The following is a 25,023-nucleotide window of genomic DNA, read 5'->3' as shown; positions in this document are numbered from 1 at the left end:
CAGCGGCCTGGGCCGCTGCCAACCGCGGGACACCCACCCTATCTTTTCCTGGCGGCCTTGATCATGGCTGTGCACAGGCCGCGCAGCATATCCACCTCGTCGTGGCTCAGCGCATTACGGCCAAACATATGTCGCATGCGTGGCATCAGTTTCTTGGGGTGTGCAGGATCCAGAAAACCCACCTCGGTAATTGCCTGCTCCCAGTGCGTCATGAATGCCTGCACTTTTTCGCCGGGGGCGGCCTGATCACCTTCATGGGCCTGACCTTCGGTGCTGGGCAGCAGCGGAACCGATGCAGCGCTGGCCAGTGTGTAGCGTAGCTCCCAGGCGGCTAATTGCAAGGCTTGCGCGACATTCAAGGAGCTGTATTCCGGATTGGCCGGAATATGACAGACGCGCTGACATAAGGCGACGTCGTCATTGGTAAGCCCTGATCTTTCTGTACCCAACACGACTGCGACGCGGGCATTGCTGGTGTCCTGAATATGCTGGCAGCTGATTTGTGCGGCTTCCCGGATGTCGCAGACGGGCGGTCCCAGCACACGAGCCCGGGCAGTCAGCGCAAAAGCCAGCGTGACGGGCGCAAGGGCATCTTCCAGGGAGGGAACGATGCGGACTGATGCCAGGACGTCGGTGGCGCCACTGGCAAGCGATTGCGCATCGGGTTGCTCAAGTACATCTGGAAATCTTGGGGCGACCAGGCATAAGTCATGGAAACCCATGGTTTTGATGGCACGCGCGGCTGCACCGACATTGCCTGGATGGCTGGGGTGTACCATGACAAAACGTACTTGTTCAAAGGGTTTGTTCATGGCTGCATGGCCTGATGCTGAGTTTTGGGCGAAATCGTCAGCAATTCAAGTGAAATCATCGACAACTCGAAAGAAATTGCGAGTGATCCGGACAAAAACAGCTGTGTTTCGGGATAAAACGACTGAGTCATTTAAAATAGATGTTTTCTTGTGTTGATTGCCGGGTCTTTTACCGTGCCAGAGTTCAAATTCGGCCAGGCCAGGCGCCAACAATTTTTGTTAAATACGGAATTTTATGCACCCGATGCTCAATACCGCCATCAAGGCGGCACGCCGTGCTGGCACTATCATCAATCGCGCCAGTCTCGACCTGGAACGCCTGACTGTGGCACGCAAAGGGCCTAAAGATTATGTCACGGAAGTGGATCATGCTGCAGAAGAAGCCATTATCGATATTTTGCGAACGGCTTATCCCGACCATGGTTTTCTGGGCGAAGAGTCGGGTACGCATTTAGCGGCAGAGCAGGCCAGCGACGAGCCGGCTGCGTATCAATGGATTATCGACCCTCTCGACGGCACAACAAATTTTATCCATGGCTTGCCCGTTTATGCGATCTCGATTGCTTTGGCACAACACGGCCAGATCACCCAGGCGGTCATTTACGATCCTTCGCGAAATGAGCTCTTTACCGCAAGCCGGGGCGGCGGCGCTTTCCTGAACGACCGCCGTATCCGTGTGTCGGGGCAATTGCGGTATCACGATGCCTTGTTGGGTGCCCATGTGCCGGGTTCAGCCTCCGCGCCGACCACCGACGTCAAGTTTTCCAAGCTGTTGTCCGAGTGCGCCGCGGCACGCCGTCTGGGGTCGACCGTACTCGACCTGGCTTATGTAGCGGCAGGCCGGCTGGATGGCTTCTGTGGTGTCAGGCTGAAGCCCTGGGATCTGGCCGCCGGCAGCTTGCTCATTCTGGAAGCCGGAGGGCTGGTGGCCGACTTCGACGGTGAGCAGACATGGCTTAAAAGCGGCAATGTACTGGCAGCTACCCCCAAGTTGTTTCCCCAGATGCTAGGTTATTTGCACGACTGATTTCTCTGTTCGGAGCCCTTGATGGAGTGGATGCTGGACCCATCGGCATGGGTGGGCCTGTTAACCCTGGTCATTCTTGAAATAGTCCTGGGTATAGACAACCTGATTTTCATTGCAATCCTGGTGGAAAAATTACCGCCCGGATTGCGTGATCGGGCCCGTGTCATCGGACTGTCGCTGGCCTTGCTGATGCGGCTGGCACTGCTCTCCATCATGTCGCGGCTGATTCAGCTGACTGCGCCGCTCTTTGCTCTCGGACCGCTGGAGTTTTCGGGTCGCGATCTGATACTTATTGTTGGTGGATTCTTTCTGCTGTTCAAAGGGACGCTCGAACTGCACGAGCGTGTCGAAGGCCGTAATGTGCACGGGTCCGGCTCACGTATGCAGGCTACTTTCTGGATCATCGTCACCCAGATCGTGATTTTGGACGCAGTGTTCTCGATCGATGCCGTCATTACGGCAGTGGGCATGGTTGACCACCTGCCCATCATGATGATCGCGGTAACAATTGCCATCGGATTGATGCTGATTGCCTCCAAGCCGCTGACGCGTTTTGTGAACGCCCATCCAACGGTAGTCATTCTTTGTCTGGGTTTTTTACTGACCATTGGCTTTTCACTGGTGGCCGAGGGCTTTGGTTTTCCGGTGCCCAAAGGTTATTTGTACGCAGCCATTACCTTCTCGGTCATCATAGAAACCCTGAATCAGCTTGCCAGGCGCAACTTGCGACAGGTTGATTCCAGGCGCCCGCTACGAGAAAGAACAGCCGAGGGTGTGTTGCGCATGCTGGGTAAACGGCCTGTTGCTGGAGCCGAGCAGCCCCAGGTGCAGCAGCCGCCCGAGCAGGTTTTTGAAGACGAAGAGCGTTATATGGTCAGTGGCGTGCTGACGCTGGCAGACCGAACCATACATTCGATCATGACACCGCGTACTGATGTTTCGTGGATAGACCTTGACGATGAGCCCGATGTACAACGCGAGCAGATTGCCAAGTCACCTCATAGCTTTTTCCCGGTATGCCGTGGTTCGCTCGATGAGGTTATAGGCATAGGGCGTGCCAAGGAAATGATTGGCGACCTGATCCTGCATGGCAATATACGCCTGTCCCGTCTGCGGGAACCCATGATTGTGCACGAATCCATAGAGATTCTGCAGCTGATCGATACGCTTAAGCGTTCACGTGGTCAGTTGGTGATGGTGACTGACGAGTTTGGCGCAATTGAAGGCGTGGTGACTCCGATTGACGTGTTTGAGGCCATCGCAGGCGAATTCCCCGACGAAGACGAAGCCCCCGACATAGTTGTGGAAGGCGATAACCGTTGGCGTGCAGATGGTGCGGCCGATCTGCATCATCTTGAGCTTTTGCTCGATACCGACGGTCTGGTTGACGATAAAGAAGATTATTCCACGCTGGCGGGCTATTTGCTTGAGCGGTTTGGCCATCTGCCCGCCTCCGGCGACAGTTGCGAACTGAAACAAGGGCATGCTAGTTTCCGGTTTACCGTACTGCATGTCGACGGCCGGCGCATTGCCGCCGTGCGTATTGAACGCTTGTATGAACAGGCAGACGAAATTCCCAATGAGTGACTATGATTGAAAATAGCTGGTTTATGCTGAAGGCCCTGTTCTTGGGCCTGATAGAGGGTTTTACGGAATTCATTCCAGTGTCGAGTACGGCACACTTATTATTGATAGGCGACTGGATCAATTTCTCGTCCAGCAGCGATAAAGTATTCGAAGTGGTCATACAGTTCGGCTCTATCCTGGCTGTCATGTGGGTATTTCGGGCACGCTTGTGGCAATTGATACATGGCACGTTTACCGGCGTACGCAGTGAAGTCATGTTTACCCGCAACCTGCTTATTGCCTTTTTGCCCGCGGCCGTGATTGGTGCGTTGGCAATCAAATACATCAAGATGCTGTTCCATAGCCCTGCTGTATTTGTAGTTACCCTGATTGTGGGCGGCATCATCATGCTGTGGGTCGAGCGCAAACCGCAGTACGCCAAGAAGACCGAAGTCCAGTCGGGTACTCAGCTCGAGCACGACGATAGTCGCGCCTCGCAACTGGCTACTGCACACACCCTCGAGGAGATCACCTGGAAACAAGCCCTGGTGGTGGGTTTTGCGCAATGCCTGGCCATGGTGCCGGGCACTTCGCGTTCAGGCGCTACGATCATCAGCGGCATGATCGCTGGTATCCAGCGTAAAACAGCAACCGAGTTTTCGTTTTTCCTGGCCATGCCCACCATGCTGGCGGCTACAGTCTACGATCTATACCGTAACAGTGCTGCGCTCGACAGCACGCAGATGACTGCCATTGCCGTGGGCTTTGTGGCTGCTTTTGTGAGTGCGCTGATTGTGGTGCGTGCCGTACTGCGTTTTGTGTCCCGTCGTACCTACCGACCTTTTGCCTGGTATCGGATAGCACTGGGTATTGTGGTGATGGTCTGGCTGCTGGCGCGCTGATTAATTGCTTGCGCCTTGCCTTTTCGCCTGGATATGATCCAGTAAACATTCAGGGCTTGGGCTGTGTCGGTAGAAAGTGCAGGCCGGTGGCGTCGATGGCCAGCCATCCGCCACGGTGCGTATCGCCGTGATCGTAGTCCCAGTCAGGCAGCACGTAACGGCTGCGCGCCCGGCCGCCAACATTCTGGTGGTGAACTTGAGGCCTATGGGTGTGGCCATGAACCATGACTACAGCATCGCAACTTGAAAATGCCTGCTCAATGGCCGATGGCGTTACGTCCATGATGCTTGCGGATTTATAGCGATTGGATGCCTTGCTGCGTTGACGCGCCAGATTGGCAATGCGTTCCCGGAGCGGCAAGCTCAGACTCAGAAACAGCCATTGCACGGCCGGGCAACGTACTATGCGGCGAAAGCGCTGGTAGTTGCGATCATCCACACAGTACTCATCACCATGGGAAAGCAGTATTTCGCCGGCATCGGTGCCCAGACATACCTGGTCAGGCAGCAACTGTGCCCCGAGGTGTGTGGTAAGGGTTTTGCTCAGCAGGAAGTCGCGATTGCCTCGCCCCAGCCACAAGGGTATTTTTTCAGCCACTCGCTGAAACCTGGCCAAGGTGTCGGCCAGCCAGGGTGGGGGCGATGTCAATGCGAAATCATCGCCTATCCATGCATCGAAGATGTCGCCGCATAAAATCAAGGCATCCGCCTGAGCGCATGCCTGATCCAGAAATGCATGGAAAGCCTTGGCGGTGGCCGGAGTGTTGGGCCCCAGATGGATATCCGAGGCAATCCAGACCGTTCCGGCGATTGGTAGCTTATTCAACAACCGTGGCTTTCTCGATTATTACGTTTTCAAGCGGCACGTCTTGATGAAAGCCCTTGTTGCCGGTTTTGACCGCTTTGATCTGGTCGACGACCTCAGTGCCTTCGACTACCTTGCCGAACACGGCATAGCCCCAGCCATTAGGCGTGGGGGATGTGAAATTCAGGAAATCGTTGTCAGCCACATTGATGAAGAATTGCGCTGTGGCCGAATGAGGATCGGATGTCCGGGCCATAGCGAGGGTGTAGCGGTCGTTTTTAAGGCCATTGTTGGCTTCGTTCTCGACAGGCGCATGGGTTTGTTTTTGCTTCATGTCGGCATCAAAACCGCCGCCTTGTACCATGAAGTTATTGATGACGCGATGAAAAACGGTACCGTCGTAAAAGCCTTCCTTGACGTAAGTCAGGAAGCTTTCAACAGTCTTGGGTGCTTTTTCGGCATTCAGTTCGATCAGGATTACGCCCTGGCTGGTTTGAAGACTGACGCGAGGATTTGTGCTCATGGATGTACCTTCTGTGGAGTTGGATGAGGCGGCTTGTGCGGCGCTGCCCAGGCATAGGGCGAGCGATGTTGCGCAAGCAATGCTGAAAACACGCAGCGTTGAGCTGAACGTGTTTGAAAAGAGGGAGGTAAAAGACATAGGAGTCCTGTGACGGAAAGTTTGCAACGAGTAGCGAGTTTATTGCGACAGGATGTCGCGTGTCTGTTGGACTCTGGCCTTTGCCTGGCTTGAACCTAGCCGAGAGGCTTCCCCGAATGAGCGCTGTGCCAGCATGAGCTGGACTTCTCCCAGGTTTTCCCTGGCCGTGGCGTAATTCGGGTTGGCCGACAGCGACATCTGCAGGGCTTCGTAGGCCATATCGAGCTGACCTTGCTTGACGTACAGGGCAGCCAGGTTGTTCCAGGGTTCTGGGAGCTCTGGATAGACCGTGGTCATGTGCTGATAGCTGCCGATGGCCTCGGTGTTGCGGCCCAGAGCAGCCAGCGCCCGACCATGCAGGAACATCAATTGCACATCAGTGCCCATGCCACCTTTCTCTTCGAGCTGTGCCGTGCGCTTTTCGATGACTTCCAGTGCTTCCTGGCTTTGGCCCTGGTCCAGCATGTCGCGGATGCGGTCGGTGATTTGCGAGGACGACAATGGAATGTCGGTGTCTATGCTGGGGGTCAGGGCCTCAAGTAGCCTGGCCAGCCCCTTCCAGCCTTTTTCTTCAGCGGGCTGGTCGTGGAAAAGCTTACCGTTACTGTCGGCTTTTTGGGTGGGCGGCACCACTACCTGCAGCCCCGCTGTGATGTCGCTGGCCCGGTGCTGGTCTGGACCTGCGTTCAGCGAGGCGTTAAGATCAACGTGCGGTACAAGACCGGGCACAGATGTTTGTGCCCCTGCTACTTGTATCGATAGCCCGCCGGCAAAAAGGGCAATCATTAATGCGGGACAAGAAATTCGAAACACAGATTTTGCACCTATACGTAAAGGGTGTGTTGCTGGCGGCTTGCTATACTTATCGACCACCATTTTAGCCTTGCTTGCCGTTTTACGCCGAGCAGGCAGTTGACGGGTACCTTGTTTGCAGGGTTCGCCATCGACATTGACCGACAGATATTATTCATACATGCTGCACATTTATAACACTCTTTCCCGTGCCAAAGAGCCGCTGAAAACCGTAGAACCCGGTCTTGTCCGCATGTATGTGTGCGGCATGACGGTTTACGATTTCTGTCATTTGGGGCATGCGCGAATGCTGGTCAGCTTTGACGTGGTGCAGCGTTGGCTGCGGGCTAGTGGCTATCGGGTCAAGTACGTGCGCAATATTACCGACATCGACGACAAAATCATACGTCGTGCGGTGCAGAATGGGCAGCGCATGAGCGAAGTCACGTCATTTTTCATCGATGCCATGCACGCCGATGAGCGTGCTCTGGGGGTGGCTTCACCCGACTTCGAGCCACGTGCCACCGAGCATGTGGGCGAAATGCTGGGCATTATCAAATGCCTCGAACAAAATGGCCTGGCCTACCAATCCGACGATGGCGACGTCAACTACGCAGTGCGTGACTTTCCAGGTTATGGCAAGCTGTCCGGCAAGTCGCTTGACGACCTGAGGGCGGGCGAACGTGTGGCCGTTTCTTCCGGCAAGCGTGACCCTCTGGATTTCGTTTTATGGAAGGCGGCAAAAAGCGACGAGCCTGACGAATCCAAGTGGCCATCCAGCTACGGAGTGGGCAGGCCCGGCTGGCATATAGAGTGCTCGGCCATGAGCCGCGCCTTGCTTGGTTTACCTCTGGATATTCACGGCGGCGGTCCCGACCTGAAGTTTCCACATCACGAAAATGAAATTGCCCAGAGCGAAGGGGCATTCGGCGGTACCCTGGCATCCATCTGGATGCATTGCGGTCCCCTCATGGTCGATTCAGACAAGATGTCCAAGTCTTTGGGCAACTTCCGCACCATACGCGCAACCATTTCGGCCGATGCAAACCTGCCCGACGATCAGTCCAGCTATGGTGCGAATCCGCGCGAAGCCGAGATGCTGCGTTTCTTTATCGTTCGCAACCACTACCGCAGTCAGCAGAACTATGCGCCTGACAATCTGTTCGATGCGCAGAATGCGCTCGACCGCCTTTACCAGACCTTGCACAACGTGCCGGCCGAGGCGGTCCGGATCGACTGGAGCCACCCGGCAGCGCAGGCGTTCCGCGCGGCAATGGACGATGACTTCAATACATCGGGTGCCGTGGCTGCCCTGTTTGAGCTCTCATCTGAAGCAAATCGCAACGGTTCGGGTCGTTCGTCAGGTTTGATGCGCGCGCTGGGGGCGCTGCTCGGACTCCTGCAGTCTGATCCCGCCACCTACTTGCAGTCGCCTACCCGTTATCAACCCGGCAGTGGTAGTGTGCAGGCAGTCTTTACCAGCGAACAGATAGAAACCTTGATCAATGACCGGGCACTTGCCAAGCAAGCGCGCAACTTTGCACAGGCTGACCAGATACGCAAGACGCTGCAAGAAGGCGGTATCGAGCTTGAGGACAAGGCTGGCGGCGTCACGCAGTGGCGTCGGGTCTGAGAGGGGTGGAAAATGTCTGACAGTCGCTCAAGTACCTCACAAGACAAGCCAGAATACTGGGATCAGGCCTCGACCGAGCTCATGGCGCGGGACCGTATTCTGAAGAAGCTGATCCCCCAGCATAAAACCGAATGGCTGGCCCCCTCGGCCACGCCGTTTGTAACCCTGGCGCGTGCTGTGGTGGGGCATCAGATCTCAGTCAAGGCGGCCGATGCCATGTGGCAGCGTTTTACCGATGCCTGCGGTCGCACGCCAACACCCCAATGCATCATTAAGTTGGCTGAAACCGATATTCAGCAGTCAGGCCTGTCCAAGCGCAAGGCCGAATACATTCTTGACCTGGCCGTGCACTTTGCCGAAAAAAAGGTCAGGCCAGCCGCCTGGCGCACCATGACGGATGAAGCGGTTATTGCCGATTTGTGTGCCATTCGCGGAATTGGCCGCTGGACGGCTGAGATGTTTCTTATTTTCAACCTGCAGCGTCCCGACGTGCTTCCGCTCGACGACGCGAGTCTGATCAAGGCAATTTCGTTACACTACTTCAGCGGCGAGCCTGTTTCGCGCTTCGAGGCACGAGAGGTCGCACAGGCCTGGATGCCATGGCGCACAGTCGCTACCTGGTATTTGTGGCGCAGCCTTGACCCGGCTTCTGTGCAGTACTAAAACAGTGAATGCCCTAATCTGGAAAACTAGCTCTTATGCGTAATACCTTCCTGGAATTTGAACAACCCCTTGCCGAGCTCGAGAACAAAATCGAGGAATTGCGCTATGTGCAAACCGATTCTGCTGTCGATATTTCGGAAGAAGTGGGGCGCTTGCAGCAAAAAAACCAGGCTCTTGCCAAAAGCATTTATGCCAAACTGACGCCGTGGCAGACGGCATTGGTGGCACGTCATCCGCAACGGCCTTATACCCTGGACTACGTACGCGAGATATTTACCGATTTCCATGAGTTGCATGGCGACCGCATGTATGCCGACGATCTGTCCATTGTGGGGGGATTGGCCCGGTTCAATGGCACACCCTGCATGGTGGTGGGCCACCAGAAGGGACGTGACACCAAAGAGCGAGCCATGCGTAACTTTGGCATGCCTCGTCCCGAAGGCTATCGCAAAGCTTTGCGCCTGATGCGTCTGGCCGAAAAATTCCGGATTCCAGTCTTTACCTTTGTCGATACGCCCGGTGCATACCCAGGTATTGGTGCCGAGGAGCGTGGACAGTCGGAAGCCATCGGCCACAATCTTTATGCCATGGCCGAGCTTAAGGTGCCTGTAGTTACAACTATTATTGGCGAAGGCGGATCGGGTGGCGCATTGGCCATTGCTGTCGGCGATGTCGTCATGATGCTGCAGTATTCCACCTACGCGGTCATTTCTCCCGAAGGTTGTGCCTCCATCCTGTGGCGTAGCGCCGACAAGGCGTCAGTGGCGGCTGAAGCACTGGCCATTACCGCGCCGCGTCTGAAAGAACTGGGCCTGATAGACCGCATCGTCAATGAACCCGTTGGTGGGGCCCATCGCGATCCCGTTGTCATGGCACGCCAGCTCAGCCGTGCTTTGTCCGATTCATTGCGTCAAGTCTCGGGCATGACCTCCGAGCAACTGATCGAACATCGGCTGCAGCGATTGATGTCCTACGGCCGCTTCCAGGAAGTACGCTAGGGCGCCGGCCCTGCCGGTTCAGGGCACCAAGGTCCATGCTTTCCCCAACTTTCTGGCAGGGTTTTGGTTCGCCCAGCTTGTCCAAAGCCATTGTTGAAGCCATAGCCGCCTTGCCAGCGGCTCCTCGGCGGATTGGCATAGGGCTTAGTGGTGGTGCCGATTCAGCTATGCTGGCGGTACATGCAGCCCTGTACGCCCGCCGTGCAAACATCGAACTGCATTGTTTTCATATACATCATGGCCTGCAGGTGCCAGCTGATGGCTGGCAGGCTCATGTGCACGATCTGGCCCAGATGCTGCAAATTTCGTGTCACACCCGATTCATTCAGGTTGATGTATCGGGTGGTGATGGTATGGAGTCGGCTGCACGGGAAATGCGCTATGCCGCCCTGTACGAGCTGGCTGACCTGGTGGGGTTGAACCATATACTGTTGGCTCATCATCAGAATGATCAGGCCGAAACGGTTTTGCTACGGCTGCTCCGGGGTGCCGGCCCTGCAGGGCTTGCTGCTATGGCACCAGTGATGCAGCGTCAGGGACTGAGCTATATGCGCCCATGGCTGGGTGTTGAGCGCACATTGATTTTGCAGCAGGCTGACGACTTTGCCCATTTGACTGGCTGGGAGCCCGTCAGCGACCCCAGCAACGCTGATGACCAATATACCCGGGCAGCGCTGCGCGAACGCCTGACTCCCGAGCTGAATGAACGTTGGCCCGGATGGCAGGGCATATTGGCGCGTCATGCGCGTCAGAGTGCCGAGGCTGCGGAGCTTCTGCATGAGCTGGCTGAGCAGGACTTTGCCGGCCTGGAGCCTTCGCCCGACATGCACAGCTTTTCATTGCTATGCTGGCGTGCGCTATCAACCGCAAGACAGGCCTTGGTGTTGCGCTACTGGTTTGGGCAGCAAGGCTTGCGCATGCCGACAGACGCTCGTTTGCAAGACCTGATGCGTCAGCTGCGAGGCTTGCATGCTTTGGGCCATGATCGGCATATGCGTGTCAAGCATGGCCAAGTGTGGATCCGATGCGTCAAGGGCCGAGTCTTTGTCGAGCCGGCAGCGTAGCGTATAGGGCTCGGGTGCATGGACCAGGCAGGTAGGGCGTTCAAGCCTGTTTTGATTGTGGAAAAACGTTAAAATAGTCTGTTTTGTCTGTCCTTCCCCTTAAAAACAGAGTAGAAGATGTCCCTGATTGTTCATAAGTACGGTGGCACGTCGATGGGCTCGGTCGAGCGTATCCAGAACGTGGCGCGTCGCGTCGCCAAATGGCATGCCGCCGGCCACCAAGTGGTCGTCGTTCCGTCGGCCATGTCCGGCGAAACCAACCGCCTGCTGGGCTTGGCAAAAGAAATTTCGCCTCAACCCGACTCCCGCGAGCTCGATATGCTGGCCTCCACCGGAGAGCAGGCGAGCAGCGCCCTGTTGGCCATGGCATTGTTGGCAGAAGGTGTTGCCGCACGCAGCTTTACCGGATGGCAGGTGCCGGTGCGCACGGACTCTTCCTATACTAAGGCCCGCATACAGTCCATTGATGATGCCCGCATACAGGCCGAACTCGATTCAGGCCGGGTGGTCATAGTTACCGGGTTCCAGGGCATCGATGACGAGGGCAATATCACGACCCTGGGGCGTGGTGGTTCAGATACATCTGCCGTGGCCATTGCCGCAGCGGTCAAAGCCGACGAATGTCTTATTTTCACTGACGTTGATGGCGTTTATACAACTGACCCACGCGTAGTACCCGAAGCGCGTCGCATGAATGTCGTTTCCTTCGAGGAAATGCTGGAAATGGCGTCGCTGGGCTCCAAAGTACTGCAAATTCGCGCAGTGGAGTTTGCCGGTAAATATCAAGTGCCTGTGCGTGTTCTGTCGTCATTGACCGACCCTTTAATACCGCTCGAAGAAGAAATGGTTTCGGGCACACTTATTACTTTCGAGGAAGATCAGAAAATGGAAGCTGCCGTTGTTTCAGGCATCGCCTTCAGCCGCGACGAAGCCAAACTTACCTTGCTGACCGTACCCGACACCCCGGGTGTGGCCTATTCTATTCTGGGCCCGGTTGCAGCCGCCAATATTGACGTCGATATGATTCTGCAGAACCAGTCCGTCAAAGGCACCACCGACTTCTCTTTCACAGTCAATCGTAACGACTTTACCCGCACACTAGACTTGCTGAACAATCAAATTGGCCCAGCAGTTGGTGCCGGCGAGGTCGTGTCCGATGATAAAGTCTGCAAGGTGTCGATTGTAGGCATAGGCATGCGCAGCCATGTGGGCGTCGCCAGCCTGATGTTCCGTACTTTGTCGGAAGAGGGCATTAATATCCAGATGATCAGCACCAGCGAAATCAAGACTTCGGTCATCATCAATGACAAGTACATGGAGCTGGCCGTGCGTGCCCTGCATAAGGCTTTTGAACTGGATCAGGACAAAACTCAGGCTTGATATGGTTTTATCGGCTGCTGGGCTTCACAGTAAAGCTATGTTTTTGGCTCGGCTTTGGGGCCAGGCTGCAAAGCAGGTTTTTATCGTGCTAGAATAGCGGCCTGTTTCCGGAGACGTGGCCGAGAGGTTGAAGGTACTCCCCTGCTAAGGGAGCATACGGCTTATACCCGTATCGAGGGTTCGAATCCCTCCGTCTCCGCCAACTAGCTGTATACAGCAGTTGATATCAGTATAGAAACCCGCATGTTTAGGCATTGCGGGTTTTTTTTTACTGTCTGTGCGTGGTGGGATATGGGCATATACCGCTAAGGTGGGCGGGCTCTTAAGGATTGACGATGCCGCTACCAATACCTATGCATCAAATAAAAAAGGCCTGGCCCGATCTGAACTGCACCCCAAAAGTTGGACATCAATCCAACCTTTGGGGTGTTTTTCATGGCGAAGCATGATGTGCGATTCAAAGTTGAAGTGGTCAGGCAATATCTTTCGGGGGGTAGTGGCTATCAAGAAGTCGCGACGACCTACGAGGTTGAATGCTCTCAACTGCGTCGTTGGGTGGCGAGCTACAGACTGCACGGTGTGGCGGGGCTAGAAAAAAAGTACAGCGCTTACAGTGCCGAGTTCAAACTGGAGGTTTTGCAGCGCATAGAGCGCGAGGGCTTGTCTGATCGCCAGGCCTTGGCGCTGTACGACATTCGCAATTCAGGGGACATTGGAAAGTGGCGTCGTCAGTATGATGGAGGCGGACTCGGGGCATTAGGACCCCGGCGCAAAGGTAGATCTCCGATGGCCCCAAAACCTCCTGCCAAGGCATCTCCACCCAATGAGCCGCGCACGCAGAAAGAGCTGCAGGAAGAGCTGGCGTACTTGCGCGCGGAGAATGCTTACCTAAAAAAATTGAAGGCCTTATCCGACGCGGAGCGGATCGCAGCGCTGGTGAAAAAGCGCAAGTGATCCAAGGATTAAGGCCAGCCTATCCGCTGAATCTGCTGTTGCGGGTCGCAGGGCTGTCGCGCAGTACGTTCTACTACCATGTCAAAGCGCTGAGTGCACCGGATAAGTACGCCGGCATCATATCGAAGATTCGCGCACTTCATGATCATCACAAGGGCCGCTATGGTTATCGGCGTATCACGGCGGCATTACGCCAGGCAGGGGAACTCATCAACCACAAAGCGGTACAGCGCTTGATGCGAAAGCTCGGTTTGCAGTCGGTGGTGCGACCCAAGAGATATCGCTCTTATCGGGGAGCGGTGGGACGGATTGCGCCTGACTTACTTCAGCGCCAGTTCCAGGCGCAGCGCCCCAATCAAAAATGGGTGACAGACGTGACAGAGTTCCGAGTCAACGGCCAGAAGCTGTACCTATCGCCGGTAATGGACCTGTATAACGGCGAAATCGTGGCATGGCAGACGGAACGGCGCCCTGTACTGCGTTTGGTGACCGCAATGCTTCAAACCGCCTTATCCCGGCTTAAGCCTTCAGAGAAACCGCTACTGCATTCTGATCAAGGCTGGCAATATCAACAAGGCAGCTATCGGAAACTGCTGCAGGATCGGGCTATCATGCAAAGTATGTCCAGAAAAGGCAACTGCCTAGACAATGCTGCAATGGAAAGCTTCTTCGGCACACTGAAGTCCGAGTTCTTCTACCTGAACCGCTTCGATAGTATTGAGCAGCTACAAGCTGGCATCCGGCAATACATTCATTACTACAATCACGAACGTATCAAGCTCAAACTAAAAGGCCTGAGTCCGGTGCAATTCCGAACTCAGGCCTTAAGCCCTTAACCTTTAACTGTCCAACTTTTTGGGGTCAGTTCACAATTCCGAACTCAGGCCTTAAGCCCTTAACCTTTAACTGTCCAACTTTTTGGGGTCAGTTCACATATGACCGGCCAGGCCTTTTTCGCTTCACTGCCCTTGGGTTTTGGGCTTAGTGAAACTTAAGCGGCTTTTTTCAGCGACTTCTTCAGCGCTTTGATCTTGCTCTCGTGCTTTTCTACTTTGGATTGACGAGCTTTGATTTTCTGCTTGATGGATTTAACGTTCTTGGACATGTTGCTTTCCTTACTTTAGCGGCCTACTCAGTGGATTTATGCTTTTTGATAAATGCACGAATAAATAGCCTGATTTCACGAGCGGCTGTGGTGTCCAGTTCTTCGCATACCTGTAGGAACTGTTCGCGCTCGGCGGTGCTGATGCGTATCAGCAGCTGACTATCTTTTTTATTGGGCTTCGCTTTAATGGGTTTATCGGACATTCTGAATACTCAAAAAATTGGAGCTCAAACTCAAAAGATATATGCATTGTATATGCATTTGATATATAAGAAAAGGCATGTACGTCTTGAACGGCATTCTTTGATGACGAGGGTCATAGGGTGTGGCCTTTCGTAAAGGAACACATCATGCACGGGATGATGTTGGGTATGCGGCATTTAAAAGCCGCACCCTATGCGTTGGTAGCCTAATCAGTATCGAATTACAGCGCCAGGCGAGATCGGGCTGCGGCGTAACCTTCTTTCAGGCGCGCGACGATTTCGCTGGTGTCGGGAAGGTCGTCGATTTGCCCTACGCCTTGTCCGGCACCCCAGATGTCCTTCCAAGCTTTCGCCTTGGAGCGGCCATCAGAAAAATTCATTTGAGGCGCATCGCCCTCAGGCAGATTGTCTGGATCCAGTCCTGCACGCACGATGCTTTCGCGCACGTAGTTGCCATGTACACCCGAAAAATAATTACTGTAAATAATGTCGGCTGCAGTCGAGTTCAGCAGTGACTGTTTGTATTCGTCGCTGGCGTTGGCTTCTTGGCTGGCAATGAAGCGCGTGCCGATGTATGCAAGGTCGGCGCCCATGGCCTGAGCCGCCAGAATGCCGTCACCCGAAACGATGGCGCCCGACAATGCTAGCGGGCCTTTGAAGCGCTTGCGTACTTCGCCCACCAAAGCCAGGGGCGACATCCTGCCAGCATGTCCGCCTGCGCCCGCCGCTACGAGAATCAGACCGTCGACGCCGGCATCAATCGCCTTTTGGGCGTGGCGCAGGTTGATGACATCATGCAGGATGATGCCGCCGTAGGAATGGACTTCGTCGATGACTTCACGCACAGGCGCACGCAGGGACGTGATGAGAATGGGCACCTTATGCTTGACGCAGGTCGCCACGTCGCGTTCCAGACGCCCATTCGAGTTGTGCACGATCTGGTTGACCGCCAGCGGCCCGACGATTGCATCCGGATTATCGCGACGATACTGGTTCAATTCTTCGTTGATCTGAGTCAGCCATTCGTCCAGAAGCTCCGGCTGGCGTGCATTCAGTGCAGGAAAGGAGCCGACGATTCCGGCCTTGCATTGCGCCAGGGCCAGCTCGGGATAGCTGACGGTAAACATGGGCGCCGATACAACGGGCAGGGATAAATTCTGCAGAATGGCTGGGAGATGCGAAACAGACATGGAGACTCCGAGTAAATCGATTGATGCGAGCGTACTGATTGCTTGCCGCCGTTTTTATGCGGCACAACAGCGATAGTCTTCAGGCCTGATGGTACAGTGCTTCAAGCTGCGTCAGATGGTAATCGGTGTTACCCAGCAAGTAGTCCGCATAAGTCAGCCGCTTGAAATAATCACCTACTTCCAGCTCGTCGGTCATGCCAATGCCGCCATGCAGCTGCACTGCATTCTGTCCTACATAGCGGCCGGTTTCGGCGATGGATACTTTGGCCGAGGACAGTTGACGGCGGCGTTCGGACGGGTCAGCTTCGCCCAACGCGGCTGCCGCCACATAGGCCATCGAGGCCGCCAGTTCCTGGCGCACCAGCATATCGGCCAGGCGATGCTGCAGGGCCTGAAAGTCAGCCAGTGGACGACCGAACTGTTGGCGCGTCTTCAAGTAGTCGACCGTGATCTCGATCAGGCGCTGCATGGCGCCGGCCGCGTGGGCGCACAGAGCGGCAATGCCATAGTCTATGGCGGCAGCCAGCGCTGCGTTGGCCTCCTGGCCCTGGGCGATCAAGGCTGTTTCGGGCAGCGCCACGTCGTCCAGCGCTATCGTGGCGCAGCGGTCGCCATCGATGGTAGGGTAGTCTTTTAGGGATACGCTGGCCGTGTCTGCCGGTATCCAGAACAAGGCCATGGTGCCATCCAGCACGGCGCTGACGATCAGATGCGTGGCACGCACGCCTTGCCAGACGAGTTTCTTGCTTCCGTTCAAGGTAAAGCCGCCTGCGGCAGCGACGGCCTGGGTAACCGATGGGGTGAGTCCGTTGCATTGGTCGCCTTCCAGGTAGGCCACCGTAGCTATCCATTCACCCGTCACCATACGCGGCAGGCATTCGGCCTGGATGGTGTCGTTGCCGCTGCTCAGCAGGGCTGTAGTTGCCATGACGGTGCTGGGAATCACGGGCTCGGACACCAGGCCGCGCCCGAGTTCGAGTTGGATCGCTGCCATGGTGGCGGGCGATTCGCCGAAGCCGTCGTATTGTTCGGGAACCAACAGGCCTGCTATGCCCAGGTCAACCAGTGCCTGCCAGGCATCGCGGTCCAGTTCGGGCTGGCGCGCCCGCTTGCGCCGCTGTTCGAAACCCCATTGTTCGACCACCAGCCTGCGCAGGCTATCGGTCAGCATGCGCTGTTCTTCGTTGTAGGTGAAATCCATTGTCGCCGTCCGTAAAATAAGAGATTAGCTGCGCGAATGCACTACGCACTAAGCATCATTTTGGCAATGATGCTTTTTTGCACTTCGCTGGTGCCGCCATAAATACTGGTCTTGCGCATGTCGAAGTAGCCTGCTGATGCTGCTGCCGCAAATGTAGGCCCTGGTCCAGCAAAGTCAGCATCGGGCTCCATCCATTCAGGATCGTAAGGCCAGGCATCCAGGCCCATGACTTCCATTTGCAGCATGGCCAGATCTTGCTGAATTTCAGAACCGCGTATCTTCAGGATGGAGGCTTGCGGCCCCGGCCCTTGCTCGTTGTTGGCCGCTACCCGCAGCAACAACATTTCAAGTGCGAGAATGTCGATCTCGATGCGGATGATTTTTTCTTTCAGCCGGGTATTTTGATCGGCAGGCTTGCCGTCCATCAGGGTGGTGGCAGCCAGATGCCTGAGTACCTGGAGTTCCCGATGGCAGTGGCCAATGCCTGCAATGCCAGTGCGCTCGTGGCCCAGCAAATATTTGGCGTAGGTCCAGCCTTCATTTTCCTGACCCACCAGGTTCTCGAAGGGCACCTTGACCTCATCCAGCCAGACTTCATTGACATCAACGCCGCCGTCCAGCGTCCGGATGGGCCGGACCGTGACGCCTGGCTGACGTAAGTCAATCAACAGCATGGAGATGCCCCGTTGCGGCTTGACGTCGGGATCGGTGCGGGCCAGGCAGAACATCCAGTCGGCGTACTGCCCCAGGGTCGTCCAGGTTTTCTGGCCGCTGACCACATAGCCGTCGGCGGTCTTGACAGCCCTTGTCTTGAGCGAGGCGAGGTCTGAGCCTGAGCCAGGTTCGGAATAACCCTGGCACCACCAGTCTTCAACCGTGAGCATGCGTGGCAGAAAACGCTCCTGGAGCGCCTTGCTGCCGTACTTCATGAGCACCGGACCTATCATGCTTAGCCCAAACGGCAGCAGGCGTGGGGCTCCGCCCTTGAGGCACTCAATCTCGAAGATGAGTCGATACAGTGGCCCCCAGCCGGTACCGCCGAACTCGGTGGGCCAGGTTGGTGCGCCCCATCCTTTCTTGGCTAATATGCGGTGCCAGCGTATGTAGTCGGTATTAATTAAGCGTTGGTGCTTGAGGACCTTTGTGCGAATGTCGGCAGGAAGTTCGGCCTGTACAAAGTCCCTGACCTCTTGGCGGAATGCCTTCTCTTTATCGTTCCACGTCAAATCCATTGCTCTGCTCCTGGTTTTTTTTCCACTTTAACCATGCGTCCGACGCATGACAATCTTGCTTTTTAAAACCCCTGGTTCATGAACGACGAACGGTTTTCTGTCTGGTGTGCTCGTGTTTTCGAGTTGAGATGTATGGCCTCGTCAGGTGAGCCTAGGGTAGTGGGCTAAACATCAGCAAAAGGGCGTGTTAATCAAAACAGAATTGCCAAGTCCGATATTTGCAACGAGACTAAAAAAAACAAATAAACATCTATGTCCGCCACCACCGCCTCGCAAAAAATCATGAAGTTCATCCATGAAATCCCGCAGCAGCAGGCCGAACGCCAGCCTGATGCCATCTGCCTGTATCCGGAAGCAGCCGAGCCCATACGCTACGGCCAGCTCTGGCAACACATCGTGGATGCCGCCGACTGGATGCGATCACTGGGTGTATCGAGTGGCCACAAGGTGATGATCGTGGGGGAAAACTGTCCCGAAATGATCGTCATGCTGTTTGCCTGCAGTACCCTGGGTGCCTGGCCGATTAGTGTCAACGCACGCCTGAGCTCGCGCGAAATCGAGACCATTGCCCGGCACAGCGATCCCACACTTACATTCTTTACGGCACGATGTTCTGACGCAGCCAGTGCCCACGCCGAGACCTACGCGGCACAAGCCTGCGAATCCAGGGCTTTTCCGGCCGGGAACAGGGCTGCCCTGCAAAACCCCACCACACCACCTGAGGCGGCCGAGCTAGCTCAAGCGGTGGCGACGCTGGTCTATACGTCGGGCACCACCGGCGCGCCCAAAGGGGTCATGGTCACCCACAAGGGCTTGCTGCATTTCGCAGCTGTGTCGGCCATGTCTCGCCGCATGCAGGCTCATGACATTGCTTACGCAGCCTTGCCTGTGTCGCATATTTTTGGCATTGCCACGGTATTGATGGCCACTTTTCAAGCTGGTGCCAGCCTGGTACTGCGCGCGAAGTTTGACGTGAGTGATGTCCTGGGTTCGCTTGCCGACCCAGGAATCAGCATTCTGCAAGGGGTGCCTACCATGTTCGTGCGTGTGCTGTCGGCAACTACCGGCCAAGGTCCCATTACCGCACCCGCGTTGCGCTATGTGTATACCGGCGGCGCCGCCATGGACATGGCCCTGAAAGCCAAGGTTGAAGCGTTATTCAATCTACCCTTGCACCACGGCTATGGCATTACCGAATACGCGGGTTCGATGTTCATTACCGATATCGACCATCCGCGCCGCGATAGCGCCACCGGCCATGCCGTGGAAGGTGTCGAGCTGCAGATCGTCCTGGATGGCGTACCCGTCACGCAGCCGGGCGACAAAGGCGACATTCTCATACGCGGGCCAGGTACCATGCTGGGCTACTACCGCAACCCCGAACAAACGGCAAAGGCTCTGTTGCCTGGTGGCTGGCTTCATACCGGCGACATCGGTTACGTGGATGCCGACGGCGCTCTGTTCATTACCGGCCGGTCAAAAGACCTGATCATACGGTCCGGTTTCAATGTATACCCACAGGAAGTAGAAGCCGTCATCAACGCTTTTCCAGGAATACGACTGTCGGCGGTGGTGGGCAAACCGCAAGACGATGGCAACGAAGAAGTGATCGCCTTTTACGAACCCGATGCCGGGCAGTCCATAGACTTGCCTGCGCTGGCCCAGTATTTGGTTGATCATCTTGCTCCGTACAAGCGTCCAGCCAGAATGATTGCGATCAAGCAGATCCCGACAACCATGAGCGGAAAGATACAGAAGAATCCCTTAAGGGCTCAACTCTTGAAGGCACCATAAGCGTCTTCAAGGAGGGCTCGTCAACCAAGCAGCAACAATAACAGGAGGCAAACAAGCCCATGCAACTCAAAAAACTATTGCTGTTGACAGCAGGCATCATGGCGGCAGCCAGCGTGCACGCTCAGGCAACATGGCCGGCACAACCTATCAAACTGGTGGTGGGTTATTCGCCTGGCGGTCCCGTAGACACCAGCGCCAGGACTTTCGCCAAATATCTAAGCGATGAGCTGAAGCAGTCAGTGGTCGTGGAGAACCGCACCGGAGCCAGTGGCATGATCGCCGCCGAATCGGTGTCGCGCGCGACACCTGACGGTTACACGCTGAACTTCGTGGCCAGCCCTACGCTGACCATCACCCCGATCGTTCAGAAAAAGCCAATGGATCACGACAAGGACTTTTCCTATATCGGAAACATTGTCGACTACACCAATGTGCTGGTGGTCAATAACGATGTTCCCGTCAAGAGCGTGCAGGAGTTGGTCGAATACGCCAAGAAGAACCCCAATGCCGTCACCTTCGGGTCGGCCGGGGTCGGTGCATCGAACCATTTGTCGGCCGAGCTGCTCAAGCAGAAGACCGGTACCGAAATGCTGCACGTACCATATCGGGGCAACTCGCCGGCCATGGTGGATGTGATCGGTGGCAAGATCACCTTCATGTTCGACATTACCAGCACGGCCAAGAACTATATCGACAGTGGCAAAGTGCGTGCGCTGGCCGTGACCTCGCGTGAGCGTAATGCAGGCCTGCCCGACGTGCCTTCCATGATCGAAGCTGGCGTTGACGACTACGCCGTGACTGGCTGGTATGCCTTGATCGGCCCGGCCGAGTTGCCAGCTGACGTGGTCAACCGCTTGCACGATGCGTTAAAGAGCATTACCAGTAATGCCGATTTTGTAAAAAATATGAAAAATGGTGGCTACACCATAGACTTGTCCGACGGTGAAGAACTCAAGGCCCGCGTCAAGCGTGAGTACGCCATGTGGGACGAGGTGATCGAAAAAGGGAATATTCTGAAAAAATAGACCTGATCTTGACGCCTGAATATGTTCAGGCGTCAAGAGAAATAAGGCCTGGATCCGGTATTGAGTCGGATCCAGGCCTTTTAGCGTGAGTTGACCGTGTTATTTCCTGCCCTGCAATCCCAGCTCTTCCAGGATTTGATCCGTATGCTGTCCGAGCAATGGCGGCGCCATGCGGTACTGGATGGGTGTGTCGGAATAGCGGATGGGATTGGCTGTGCTGGGGGCAGTGCCTGCTACCGGGTGAGGCAGGGTTTTCCAGATTTCACGGGATTTGACTTGTTCGTTGTCAAAAACCTGCTGGATGTTGTTGATGGGTCCGCTGGGCACACCGGCTTTCTGGAGGGACGAAATCCAGTCATCACGCGTGCGCGTTTTCATGATGGCTTCCAGTTCCTTGATCAGCGCCACGCGATGGGTCAGTCGCTGCCGGTTAGTGACGTAATCAGGGTTGTCGGCCAGGTCGGGGCGGCCCATGACCTGGCAGTACGCGCGGTATTGTGAGTCGTTGCCGGTGGCCACGATCAGGTGGCCGTCGCTGGCCGCGAAAACCTGGTATGGCACCACATTCTGGTGCGCATTGCCGGCACGTTCGGGCGCCACGCCCGACGTCATGTAGTTCAGATTCTGGTTGGCCAGCATGGCCACATGGCAATCGAGCAAGGCTACATCAATGTGCTGGCCCAGGCCGCTGCGATGGCGTTCCTGCAAGGCACCCAGCACGGCCACCGTGGCGTACATGCCGGTGAACAGGTCGGTAACGGCTACACCCGCTTTTTGCGGCCCGCCGCCGGGCAGATCGTCACGCTCGCCGGTGATGCTCATGAGGCCACCCATGCCCTGGATCATGAAGTCGTAGCCGGGTAGTGGTGCCATGGGGCCGGTTTGGCCAAAGCCGGTGATCGAGCAGTAGATCAGCTTGGGGTTGATAGCCTTGATGGATTCATAATCCAGACCGTATTTTTTCAGGCCGCCAAATTTGAAGTTCTCAATCAGGATATCGCTTTGCTTTGCAATGTCGCGGATGAGTTCCGCGCCCTCGGGGCTGGCGATATCGATGGTGATGGAGCGCTTGTTGCGATTGGTGCTCAAGTAATAGGCCGCTTCGCTGGTGTCGTTGCCGTCGGCATCCTTCAGAAAGGGAGGGCCCCAACCACGGGTATCATCGCCCATGCCGGGGCGTTCGACCTTGATGACATCCGCACCCAGGTCAGCCAGATTCTGGCTGCACCATGGTCCAGCCAATACTCGGGATAAATCCAATACCCTGATACCGTCCAGGGGGGCCTTGCGTTCACTCACTGTTTTATTCCTGCTATTCCATTACCTAACACCACGATGCCGCGTTCAACGGCTCGTGCCTGAAACTGTACGGTACTGTCGGCGCCCGTCCACATTTCGACCGCTAGTGTTTCACCTGGGTAAAACGGGGCGGAAAAGCGTGTGTTCAGGAATAGCAGCCGGTCGGGATCGTAACCGCACAAGGTTTTAACAATAGCATGTGCGGCGACGCCGTATGTGCACAGCCCGTGCAGGATGGGCTGCGGATAACCTGCCTGCTGTGCGATGACAGGGTCGGCGTGCAGGGGATTCGGGTCGGCGTTCAGGCGATACAGCAATGCGGCCTGCGGCAAGGTCGGCAATTCGCACACGTAGTTGGGCGCGGTAGTCGGTACTTTGGGCAAAGCTTCTGGCGGTACATCGCCTTGCCCAAAGCCGCCGTCGGCGCGACAGAAAGTGGTTTGCTCCACCGTCGCCAGCAGGGCGTTGTTGGCAGCGTTATAGATCTTACGTTCGACAATCACCAGAGCGCCTTTATCGGCTCCCTTGTCAATCACATGCGACACGCGGGTGCGGCCTATGATCTCGCCTGCCGGGGGCAGGGCCTGGTGAAAACGCATGCGCTGTTCGCCATGCACCAGCTTGACCCAAGTGATGCCGGCCTTTGGGTTTTGCATCCAGAAGCCCGGATAGCCAAGCACAGCGGCCATGGACGGAAAGACCTTGAGACCTGCTTCGTAGACGAAAGGCAGTTGTAAGGGATCCAGCGGATCCTGACCTAGCCCGATACTCAGGGCATACAGAATGCTGTCCTTGTCTGTGTAGGTTTGACGGACATCGTCGAAAGTCCAGTTCTTAATCAGCTGGTAGTCCAGTGCCATGGTCTTTCCTTCAGTGCTTAGATGGGATCCCAGCCGATGACTTCGGGCGAGCGTTCGAGCTTGAAGAAGCTGTTCTGCATGGCGGGAATAGCGATCTCGGCAATGCTCTCGGGTGTCCAGCCGTCAGACATGTGTACGGAACGCACAGGGCGTGGCTGGCTGAAAAGCATGATTTCGTTGGCCCGTACGGAAAAGATCTGTGCAGTCACGGCTGCTGCAGCGTCGCTGCCCAGGTAGACGACCAGCGGCGCGATCTTGCCTGCTTCCATTTTTTGCAGCTTCAGGACCCGTGCTTTTTCTTCAGGTGTTTCAGCAGGAATGGAACTGGTCATGCTGGTCCAGGCGAAGGGTGCAATGCAATTGGAGCGCACGTTGAAACGCGACATGTCGAGTGCAATGGACTTGGACAGTCCCACGATGCCCATCTTGGCGGCCGAGTAATTGGATTGGCCGAAGTTGCCAATAAGTCCGGAGGTGGACGTCATGTGCACGTAGGCGCCTGACTCTTGCTCGCGGAAAAACGGTGCAGCCGCACGGCTGACATAGAACGAACCGTTCAGGTGTACGTCCAGGACCTGGGTCCATTCCTCTTCGTTCATTTTGTGGAAGAGGCGATCGCGCAGGTTACCGGCATTGTTGACAATGATGTCGATCTTGCCGAAGGTGTCAACGGCGTTCTGGACAATGTTGTTGGCGCTGACGCGCGTGGCAACGCTATCGATATTGGCAACAGCCTGGCCACCTGCGGCCTTGATCTCGTCCACCACCTTCTGGGCGTGTTCGGCGCTGATGTCGTTGACGACGACGCTGGCACCCGATGCAGCCAGTCCCAGGGCGATGCCCTTGCCGATACCACCTCCTGCGCCGGTCACAACGGCGACTTTACCTTTGACTGATTCACTCATGTTTGACTCCATATTTTTTTGCGATGTGGTTGGCACCGACATAGCGGTGAAAACAGGCCTGTTGGACGCATGGACGCTAGCGACCCGTAAAGCGCGGCGGGCGCTTCTCGCCGAAGGCATGCATGCCTTCCAGGTAGTCGTCTGTATAGCCCAATTCCCGTTGCAGGTCGCGTTCGATATTGATTTGCGCTTCGAGCGAATGATCGCCTGACTCATACAGCGCCTGCTTGGTGGCTGCAAAAGCGCGGGTGGCACCATCGGCCAGGTGGCGATGTACCGATTCAATGGTGGCGTCGAGTTCTTCGTTGGGAATGCAGCGCCAGATCAGTCCCCATTGCGCGGCTGTTTCCGCCGTAACAGGCTCGGCAAACAGAGCGGCACCCATGGCACGCTGCATGCCTACCAGACGCGGCCAGAAATAAGTACCGCCCGCATCGGGTAGCAAGCCTATTTTGGCGAATGCCTGGATGAACTTGGCCGACTTCACGGCGATGACGATATCGCAGGCCAGCGCTACACTTGCGCCCGCTCCGGCAGCGACACCATTGACGATGCAGACTACCGGTACAGGCAAGGCACGCAAGCGCAGCACCAGGGAGCGGTAGTTTTTGTCTATGCCTTCGGCCAGGTCGCGTCGCTGTCCCGGCGGCAAAGGTTTGCGTTCGGATAGGTCCTGGCCGGCACAGAAGCCGCGACCTGTACCGGTAAGGATGACGCCTCGTAAGTCATTGCGCGACTCGAGGAAGGACAGCGCTGCCTTAAGGTCGTCATGCATGATCTGCGTGAAGCTATTCAGGGTATTGGGGCGATTCAACACAATATGGCCGACGCCTTCCTGATAGTTGAATTGAATATGCTGGTAAACGTGAGACATGTTCCCGCCTTTTGCTTCAAGAGCCATAAGCTTAGCGCCTGTCCGTCCGGCGTACCATTAATTACATCAAAAGCGGGG

The 25,023-nt window shown here is 55.9% G+C and carries 23 protein-coding genes and 1 tRNA gene; 12 read left to right on the top strand and 12 right to left on the bottom strand.

Annotated features, from left to right (window positions below; genetic code table 11):
- Positions 1–38 precede the first annotated feature (38 nt).
- The gene (locus ERD84_RS13805) at positions 39–812 is read right to left on the bottom strand and encodes an RNA methyltransferase (protein ID WP_130040249.1); all 774 of its coding nucleotides are present in this window, start codon (positions 810–812) and stop codon (positions 39–41) included.
- A 235-nt stretch (positions 813–1,047) separates the two neighbouring features.
- On the opposite strand from ERD84_RS13805, the gene ERD84_RS13800 reads away from it, so the two are divergent.
- Genes ERD84_RS13800 through ERD84_RS13790 form a run of 3 tightly spaced genes read left to right on the top strand, consistent with a single transcriptional unit; the run spans position 1,048 to position 4,307 of the window.
- Positions 1,048–1,839 (top strand): inositol monophosphatase family protein, encoded by a 792-nt coding sequence (locus tag ERD84_RS13800; protein WP_130040248.1) that lies wholly within the window; start codon positions 1,048–1,050, stop codon positions 1,837–1,839.
- A 21-nt stretch (positions 1,840–1,860) separates the two neighbouring features.
- The gene (locus ERD84_RS13795) at positions 1,861–3,426 is read left to right on the top strand and encodes a TerC family protein (RefSeq protein WP_130040247.1); all 1,566 of its coding nucleotides are present in this window, start codon (positions 1,861–1,863) and stop codon (positions 3,424–3,426) included.
- A gap of 2 nt (positions 3,427–3,428) precedes the next feature.
- Entirely contained in the window at positions 3,429–4,307 is an 879-nt protein-coding gene (locus ERD84_RS13790) for an undecaprenyl-diphosphate phosphatase (RefSeq protein WP_130040246.1), read from the top strand.
- Positions 4,308–4,356: 49 nt separating this feature from the next.
- Here the strand turns inward: ERD84_RS13790 and ERD84_RS13785 are convergent, their stop codons facing one another.
- The 3 genes from ERD84_RS13785 to ERD84_RS13775 all read right to left on the bottom strand — a co-directional run bounded on the left by ERD84_RS13785 (position 4,357) and on the right by ERD84_RS13775 (position 6,586).
- Positions 4,357–5,133: a UDP-2,3-diacylglucosamine diphosphatase gene (locus ERD84_RS13785; RefSeq protein ID WP_130040245.1), complete on the bottom strand. Its 777-nt coding sequence runs from the start codon at positions 5,131–5,133 to the stop codon at positions 4,357–4,359.
- A complete protein-coding gene (locus ERD84_RS13780) occupies positions 5,126–5,635 on the bottom strand; it encodes a peptidylprolyl isomerase (RefSeq protein WP_130040440.1) in 510 nt (169 codons plus the stop codon). The genes ERD84_RS13785 and ERD84_RS13780 overlap by 8 nt, the downstream gene beginning before the upstream one ends.
- 177 nt (positions 5,636–5,812) lie before the next feature.
- A complete protein-coding gene (locus ERD84_RS13775) occupies positions 5,813–6,586 on the bottom strand; it encodes a tetratricopeptide repeat protein (RefSeq protein ID WP_245150703.1) in 774 nt (257 codons plus the stop codon).
- A 160-nt stretch (positions 6,587–6,746) separates the two neighbouring features.
- Here ERD84_RS13775 and cysS point away from each other — a divergent pair, with 160 nt between their 5' ends.
- From cysS to ERD84_RS13740, 7 genes are all read left to right on the top strand, one after another.
- Entirely contained in the window at positions 6,747–8,198 is a 1,452-nt protein-coding gene (gene cysS, locus ERD84_RS13770; protein ID WP_130040243.1) for a cysteine--tRNA ligase, read from the top strand.
- A 12-nt stretch (positions 8,199–8,210) separates the two neighbouring features.
- The gene (locus ERD84_RS13765) at positions 8,211–8,861 is read left to right on the top strand and encodes a DNA-3-methyladenine glycosylase family protein (protein ID WP_130040242.1); all 651 of its coding nucleotides are present in this window, start codon (positions 8,211–8,213) and stop codon (positions 8,859–8,861) included.
- A gap of 35 nt (positions 8,862–8,896) precedes the next feature.
- A complete protein-coding gene (locus ERD84_RS13760) occupies positions 8,897–9,859 on the top strand; it encodes an acetyl-CoA carboxylase carboxyltransferase subunit alpha (protein ID WP_130040241.1) in 963 nt (320 codons plus the stop codon).
- Positions 9,860–9,894: 35 nt separating this feature from the next.
- Positions 9,895–10,923 carry a tRNA lysidine(34) synthetase TilS gene (gene tilS / locus ERD84_RS13755; RefSeq protein WP_130040240.1) on the top strand — a complete coding sequence of 343 codons (1,029 nt, stop codon included), beginning with the start codon at positions 9,895–9,897 and terminating at the stop codon, positions 10,921–10,923.
- A 117-nt stretch (positions 10,924–11,040) separates the two neighbouring features.
- The gene (locus ERD84_RS13750) at positions 11,041–12,303 is read left to right on the top strand and encodes an aspartate kinase (protein ID WP_130040239.1); all 1,263 of its coding nucleotides are present in this window, start codon (positions 11,041–11,043) and stop codon (positions 12,301–12,303) included.
- A 109-nt stretch (positions 12,304–12,412) separates the two neighbouring features.
- A tRNA-Ser gene (locus ERD84_RS13745) sits at positions 12,413–12,505 on the top strand.
- Positions 12,506–12,738: 233 nt separating this feature from the next.
- Positions 12,739–14,093, top strand: a protein-coding gene (locus ERD84_RS13740) for an IS3 family transposase (protein WP_130040238.1) whose coding sequence is annotated in 2 segments (ribosomal slippage) — positions 12,739–13,230 and positions 13,233–14,093 — 1,353 coding nt in all. Because the reading frame shifts where the segments join, the coding sequence is not laid out codon by codon here.
- Positions 14,094–14,385: 292 nt separating this feature from the next.
- Here the strand turns inward: ERD84_RS13740 and ERD84_RS13735 are convergent.
- From ERD84_RS13735 to ERD84_RS13720, 4 genes are all read right to left on the bottom strand, one after another.
- Positions 14,386–14,565 (bottom strand): hypothetical protein, encoded by a 180-nt coding sequence (locus tag ERD84_RS13735; RefSeq protein WP_130040237.1) that lies wholly within the window; start codon positions 14,563–14,565, stop codon positions 14,386–14,388.
- Between the two features lie 221 nt (positions 14,566–14,786).
- Entirely contained in the window at positions 14,787–15,755 is a 969-nt protein-coding gene (locus tag ERD84_RS13730; protein ID WP_130040236.1) for an NAD(P)H-dependent flavin oxidoreductase, read from the bottom strand.
- A gap of 79 nt (positions 15,756–15,834) precedes the next feature.
- Complete coding sequence (locus ERD84_RS13725) at positions 15,835–16,956, bottom strand: acyl-CoA dehydrogenase family protein (RefSeq protein WP_130040235.1); 1,122 nt, start codon at positions 16,954–16,956, stop codon at positions 15,835–15,837.
- A 41-nt stretch (positions 16,957–16,997) separates the two neighbouring features.
- Positions 16,998–18,188, bottom strand: a complete 1,191-nt coding sequence (locus tag ERD84_RS13720; RefSeq protein ID WP_130040234.1) for an acyl-CoA dehydrogenase family protein — start codon at positions 18,186–18,188, stop codon at positions 16,998–17,000.
- A 252-nt stretch (positions 18,189–18,440) separates the two neighbouring features.
- Here ERD84_RS13720 and ERD84_RS13715 point away from each other — a divergent pair, with 252 nt between their 5' ends.
- Together ERD84_RS13715 and ERD84_RS13710 are read left to right on the top strand one after the other, a co-directional pair.
- Positions 18,441–19,982, top strand: coding sequence for a class I adenylate-forming enzyme family protein (locus tag ERD84_RS13715; protein ID WP_180001940.1), 1,542 nt, complete (start codon positions 18,441–18,443; stop codon positions 19,980–19,982).
- Between the two features lie 59 nt (positions 19,983–20,041).
- Positions 20,042–21,007 (top strand): Bug family tripartite tricarboxylate transporter substrate binding protein, encoded by a 966-nt coding sequence (locus ERD84_RS13710; RefSeq protein WP_130040233.1) that lies wholly within the window; start codon positions 20,042–20,044, stop codon positions 21,005–21,007.
- Positions 21,008–21,106: 99 nt separating this feature from the next.
- Here the strand turns inward: ERD84_RS13710 and ERD84_RS13705 are convergent, their stop codons facing one another.
- From ERD84_RS13705 to ERD84_RS13690, 4 genes are all read right to left on the bottom strand, one after another.
- Complete coding sequence (locus ERD84_RS13705; protein ID WP_130040232.1) at positions 21,107–22,306, bottom strand: CaiB/BaiF CoA transferase family protein; 1,200 nt, start codon at positions 22,304–22,306, stop codon at positions 21,107–21,109.
- Positions 22,303–23,166: a MaoC/PaaZ C-terminal domain-containing protein gene (locus ERD84_RS13700; protein WP_130040231.1), complete on the bottom strand. Its 864-nt coding sequence runs from the start codon at positions 23,164–23,166 to the stop codon at positions 22,303–22,305. Before ERD84_RS13700 ends, ERD84_RS13705 begins: the two co-directional genes overlap by 4 nt.
- A gap of 17 nt (positions 23,167–23,183) precedes the next feature.
- A complete protein-coding gene (locus ERD84_RS13695) occupies positions 23,184–24,071 on the bottom strand; it encodes an SDR family NAD(P)-dependent oxidoreductase (RefSeq protein WP_130040230.1) in 888 nt (295 codons plus the stop codon).
- 76 nt (positions 24,072–24,147) lie between these two features.
- Entirely contained in the window at positions 24,148–24,945 is a 798-nt protein-coding gene (locus ERD84_RS13690) for an enoyl-CoA hydratase-related protein (RefSeq protein WP_130040229.1), read from the bottom strand.
- Positions 24,946–25,023: the final 78 nt, after the last annotated feature.

The sequence above is a fragment of the Pollutimonas harenae genome (assembly GCF_004153685.1).
GTDB lineage: Bacteria > Pseudomonadota > Gammaproteobacteria > Burkholderiales > Burkholderiaceae_B > Pusillimonas_C > Pusillimonas_C harenae.
The sequence above is the reverse complement of the archived record's forward strand: the minus strand, read 5'-3'. Positions and strand labels throughout refer to the sequence as shown.

Bases quoted from the DNA above. Each gene is read 5' to 3' on its own strand.
- ERD84_RS13715 (WP_180001940.1), top strand. From the start codon at position 18,441: ATGTCCGCCACCACCGCCTCGCAAAAAATCATGAAGTTCATCCATGAA.
- ERD84_RS13800 (WP_130040248.1), top strand. From the start codon at position 1,048: ATGCACCCGATGCTCAATACCGCCATCAAGGCGGCACGCCGTGCTGGC.
- ERD84_RS13760 (WP_130040241.1), top strand. From the start codon at position 8,897: ATGCGTAATACCTTCCTGGAATTTGAACAACCCCTTGCCGAGCTCGAG.
- ERD84_RS13795 (WP_130040247.1), top strand. From the start codon at position 1,861: ATGGAGTGGATGCTGGACCCATCGGCATGGGTGGGCCTGTTAACCCTG.
- ERD84_RS13710 (WP_130040233.1), top strand. From the start codon at position 20,042: ATGCAACTCAAAAAACTATTGCTGTTGACAGCAGGCATCATGGCGGCA.
- ERD84_RS13750 (WP_130040239.1), top strand. From the start codon at position 11,041: ATGTCCCTGATTGTTCATAAGTACGGTGGCACGTCGATGGGCTCGGTC.
- ERD84_RS13735 (WP_130040237.1), bottom strand. From the start codon at position 14,565: ATGTCCGATAAACCCATTAAAGCGAAGCCCAATAAAAAAGATAGTCAG.
- cysS (WP_130040243.1), top strand. From the start codon at position 6,747: ATGCTGCACATTTATAACACTCTTTCCCGTGCCAAAGAGCCGCTGAAA.
- ERD84_RS13695 (WP_130040230.1), bottom strand. From the start codon at position 24,071: ATGAGTGAATCAGTCAAAGGTAAAGTCGCCGTTGTGACCGGCGCAGGA.
- ERD84_RS13690 (WP_130040229.1), bottom strand. From the start codon at position 24,945: ATGTCTCACGTTTACCAGCATATTCAATTCAACTATCAGGAAGGCGTC.
- ERD84_RS13790 (WP_130040246.1), top strand. From the start codon at position 3,429: ATGATTGAAAATAGCTGGTTTATGCTGAAGGCCCTGTTCTTGGGCCTG.
- ERD84_RS13700 (WP_130040231.1), bottom strand. From the start codon at position 23,166: ATGGCACTGGACTACCAGCTGATTAAGAACTGGACTTTCGACGATGTC.
- ERD84_RS13765 (WP_130040242.1), top strand. From the start codon at position 8,211: ATGTCTGACAGTCGCTCAAGTACCTCACAAGACAAGCCAGAATACTGG.
- ERD84_RS13720 (WP_130040234.1), bottom strand. From the start codon at position 18,188: ATGGATTTGACGTGGAACGATAAAGAGAAGGCATTCCGCCAAGAGGTC.
- ERD84_RS13780 (WP_130040440.1), bottom strand. From the start codon at position 5,635: ATGAGCACAAATCCTCGCGTCAGTCTTCAAACCAGCCAGGGCGTAATC.
- ERD84_RS13805 (WP_130040249.1), bottom strand. From the start codon at position 812: ATGAACAAACCCTTTGAACAAGTACGTTTTGTCATGGTACACCCCAGC.
- ERD84_RS13730 (WP_130040236.1), bottom strand. From the start codon at position 15,755: ATGTCTGTTTCGCATCTCCCAGCCATTCTGCAGAATTTATCCCTGCCC.
- tilS (WP_130040240.1), top strand. From the start codon at position 9,895: ATGCTTTCCCCAACTTTCTGGCAGGGTTTTGGTTCGCCCAGCTTGTCC.
- ERD84_RS13725 (WP_130040235.1), bottom strand. From the start codon at position 16,956: ATGGATTTCACCTACAACGAAGAACAGCGCATGCTGACCGATAGCCTG.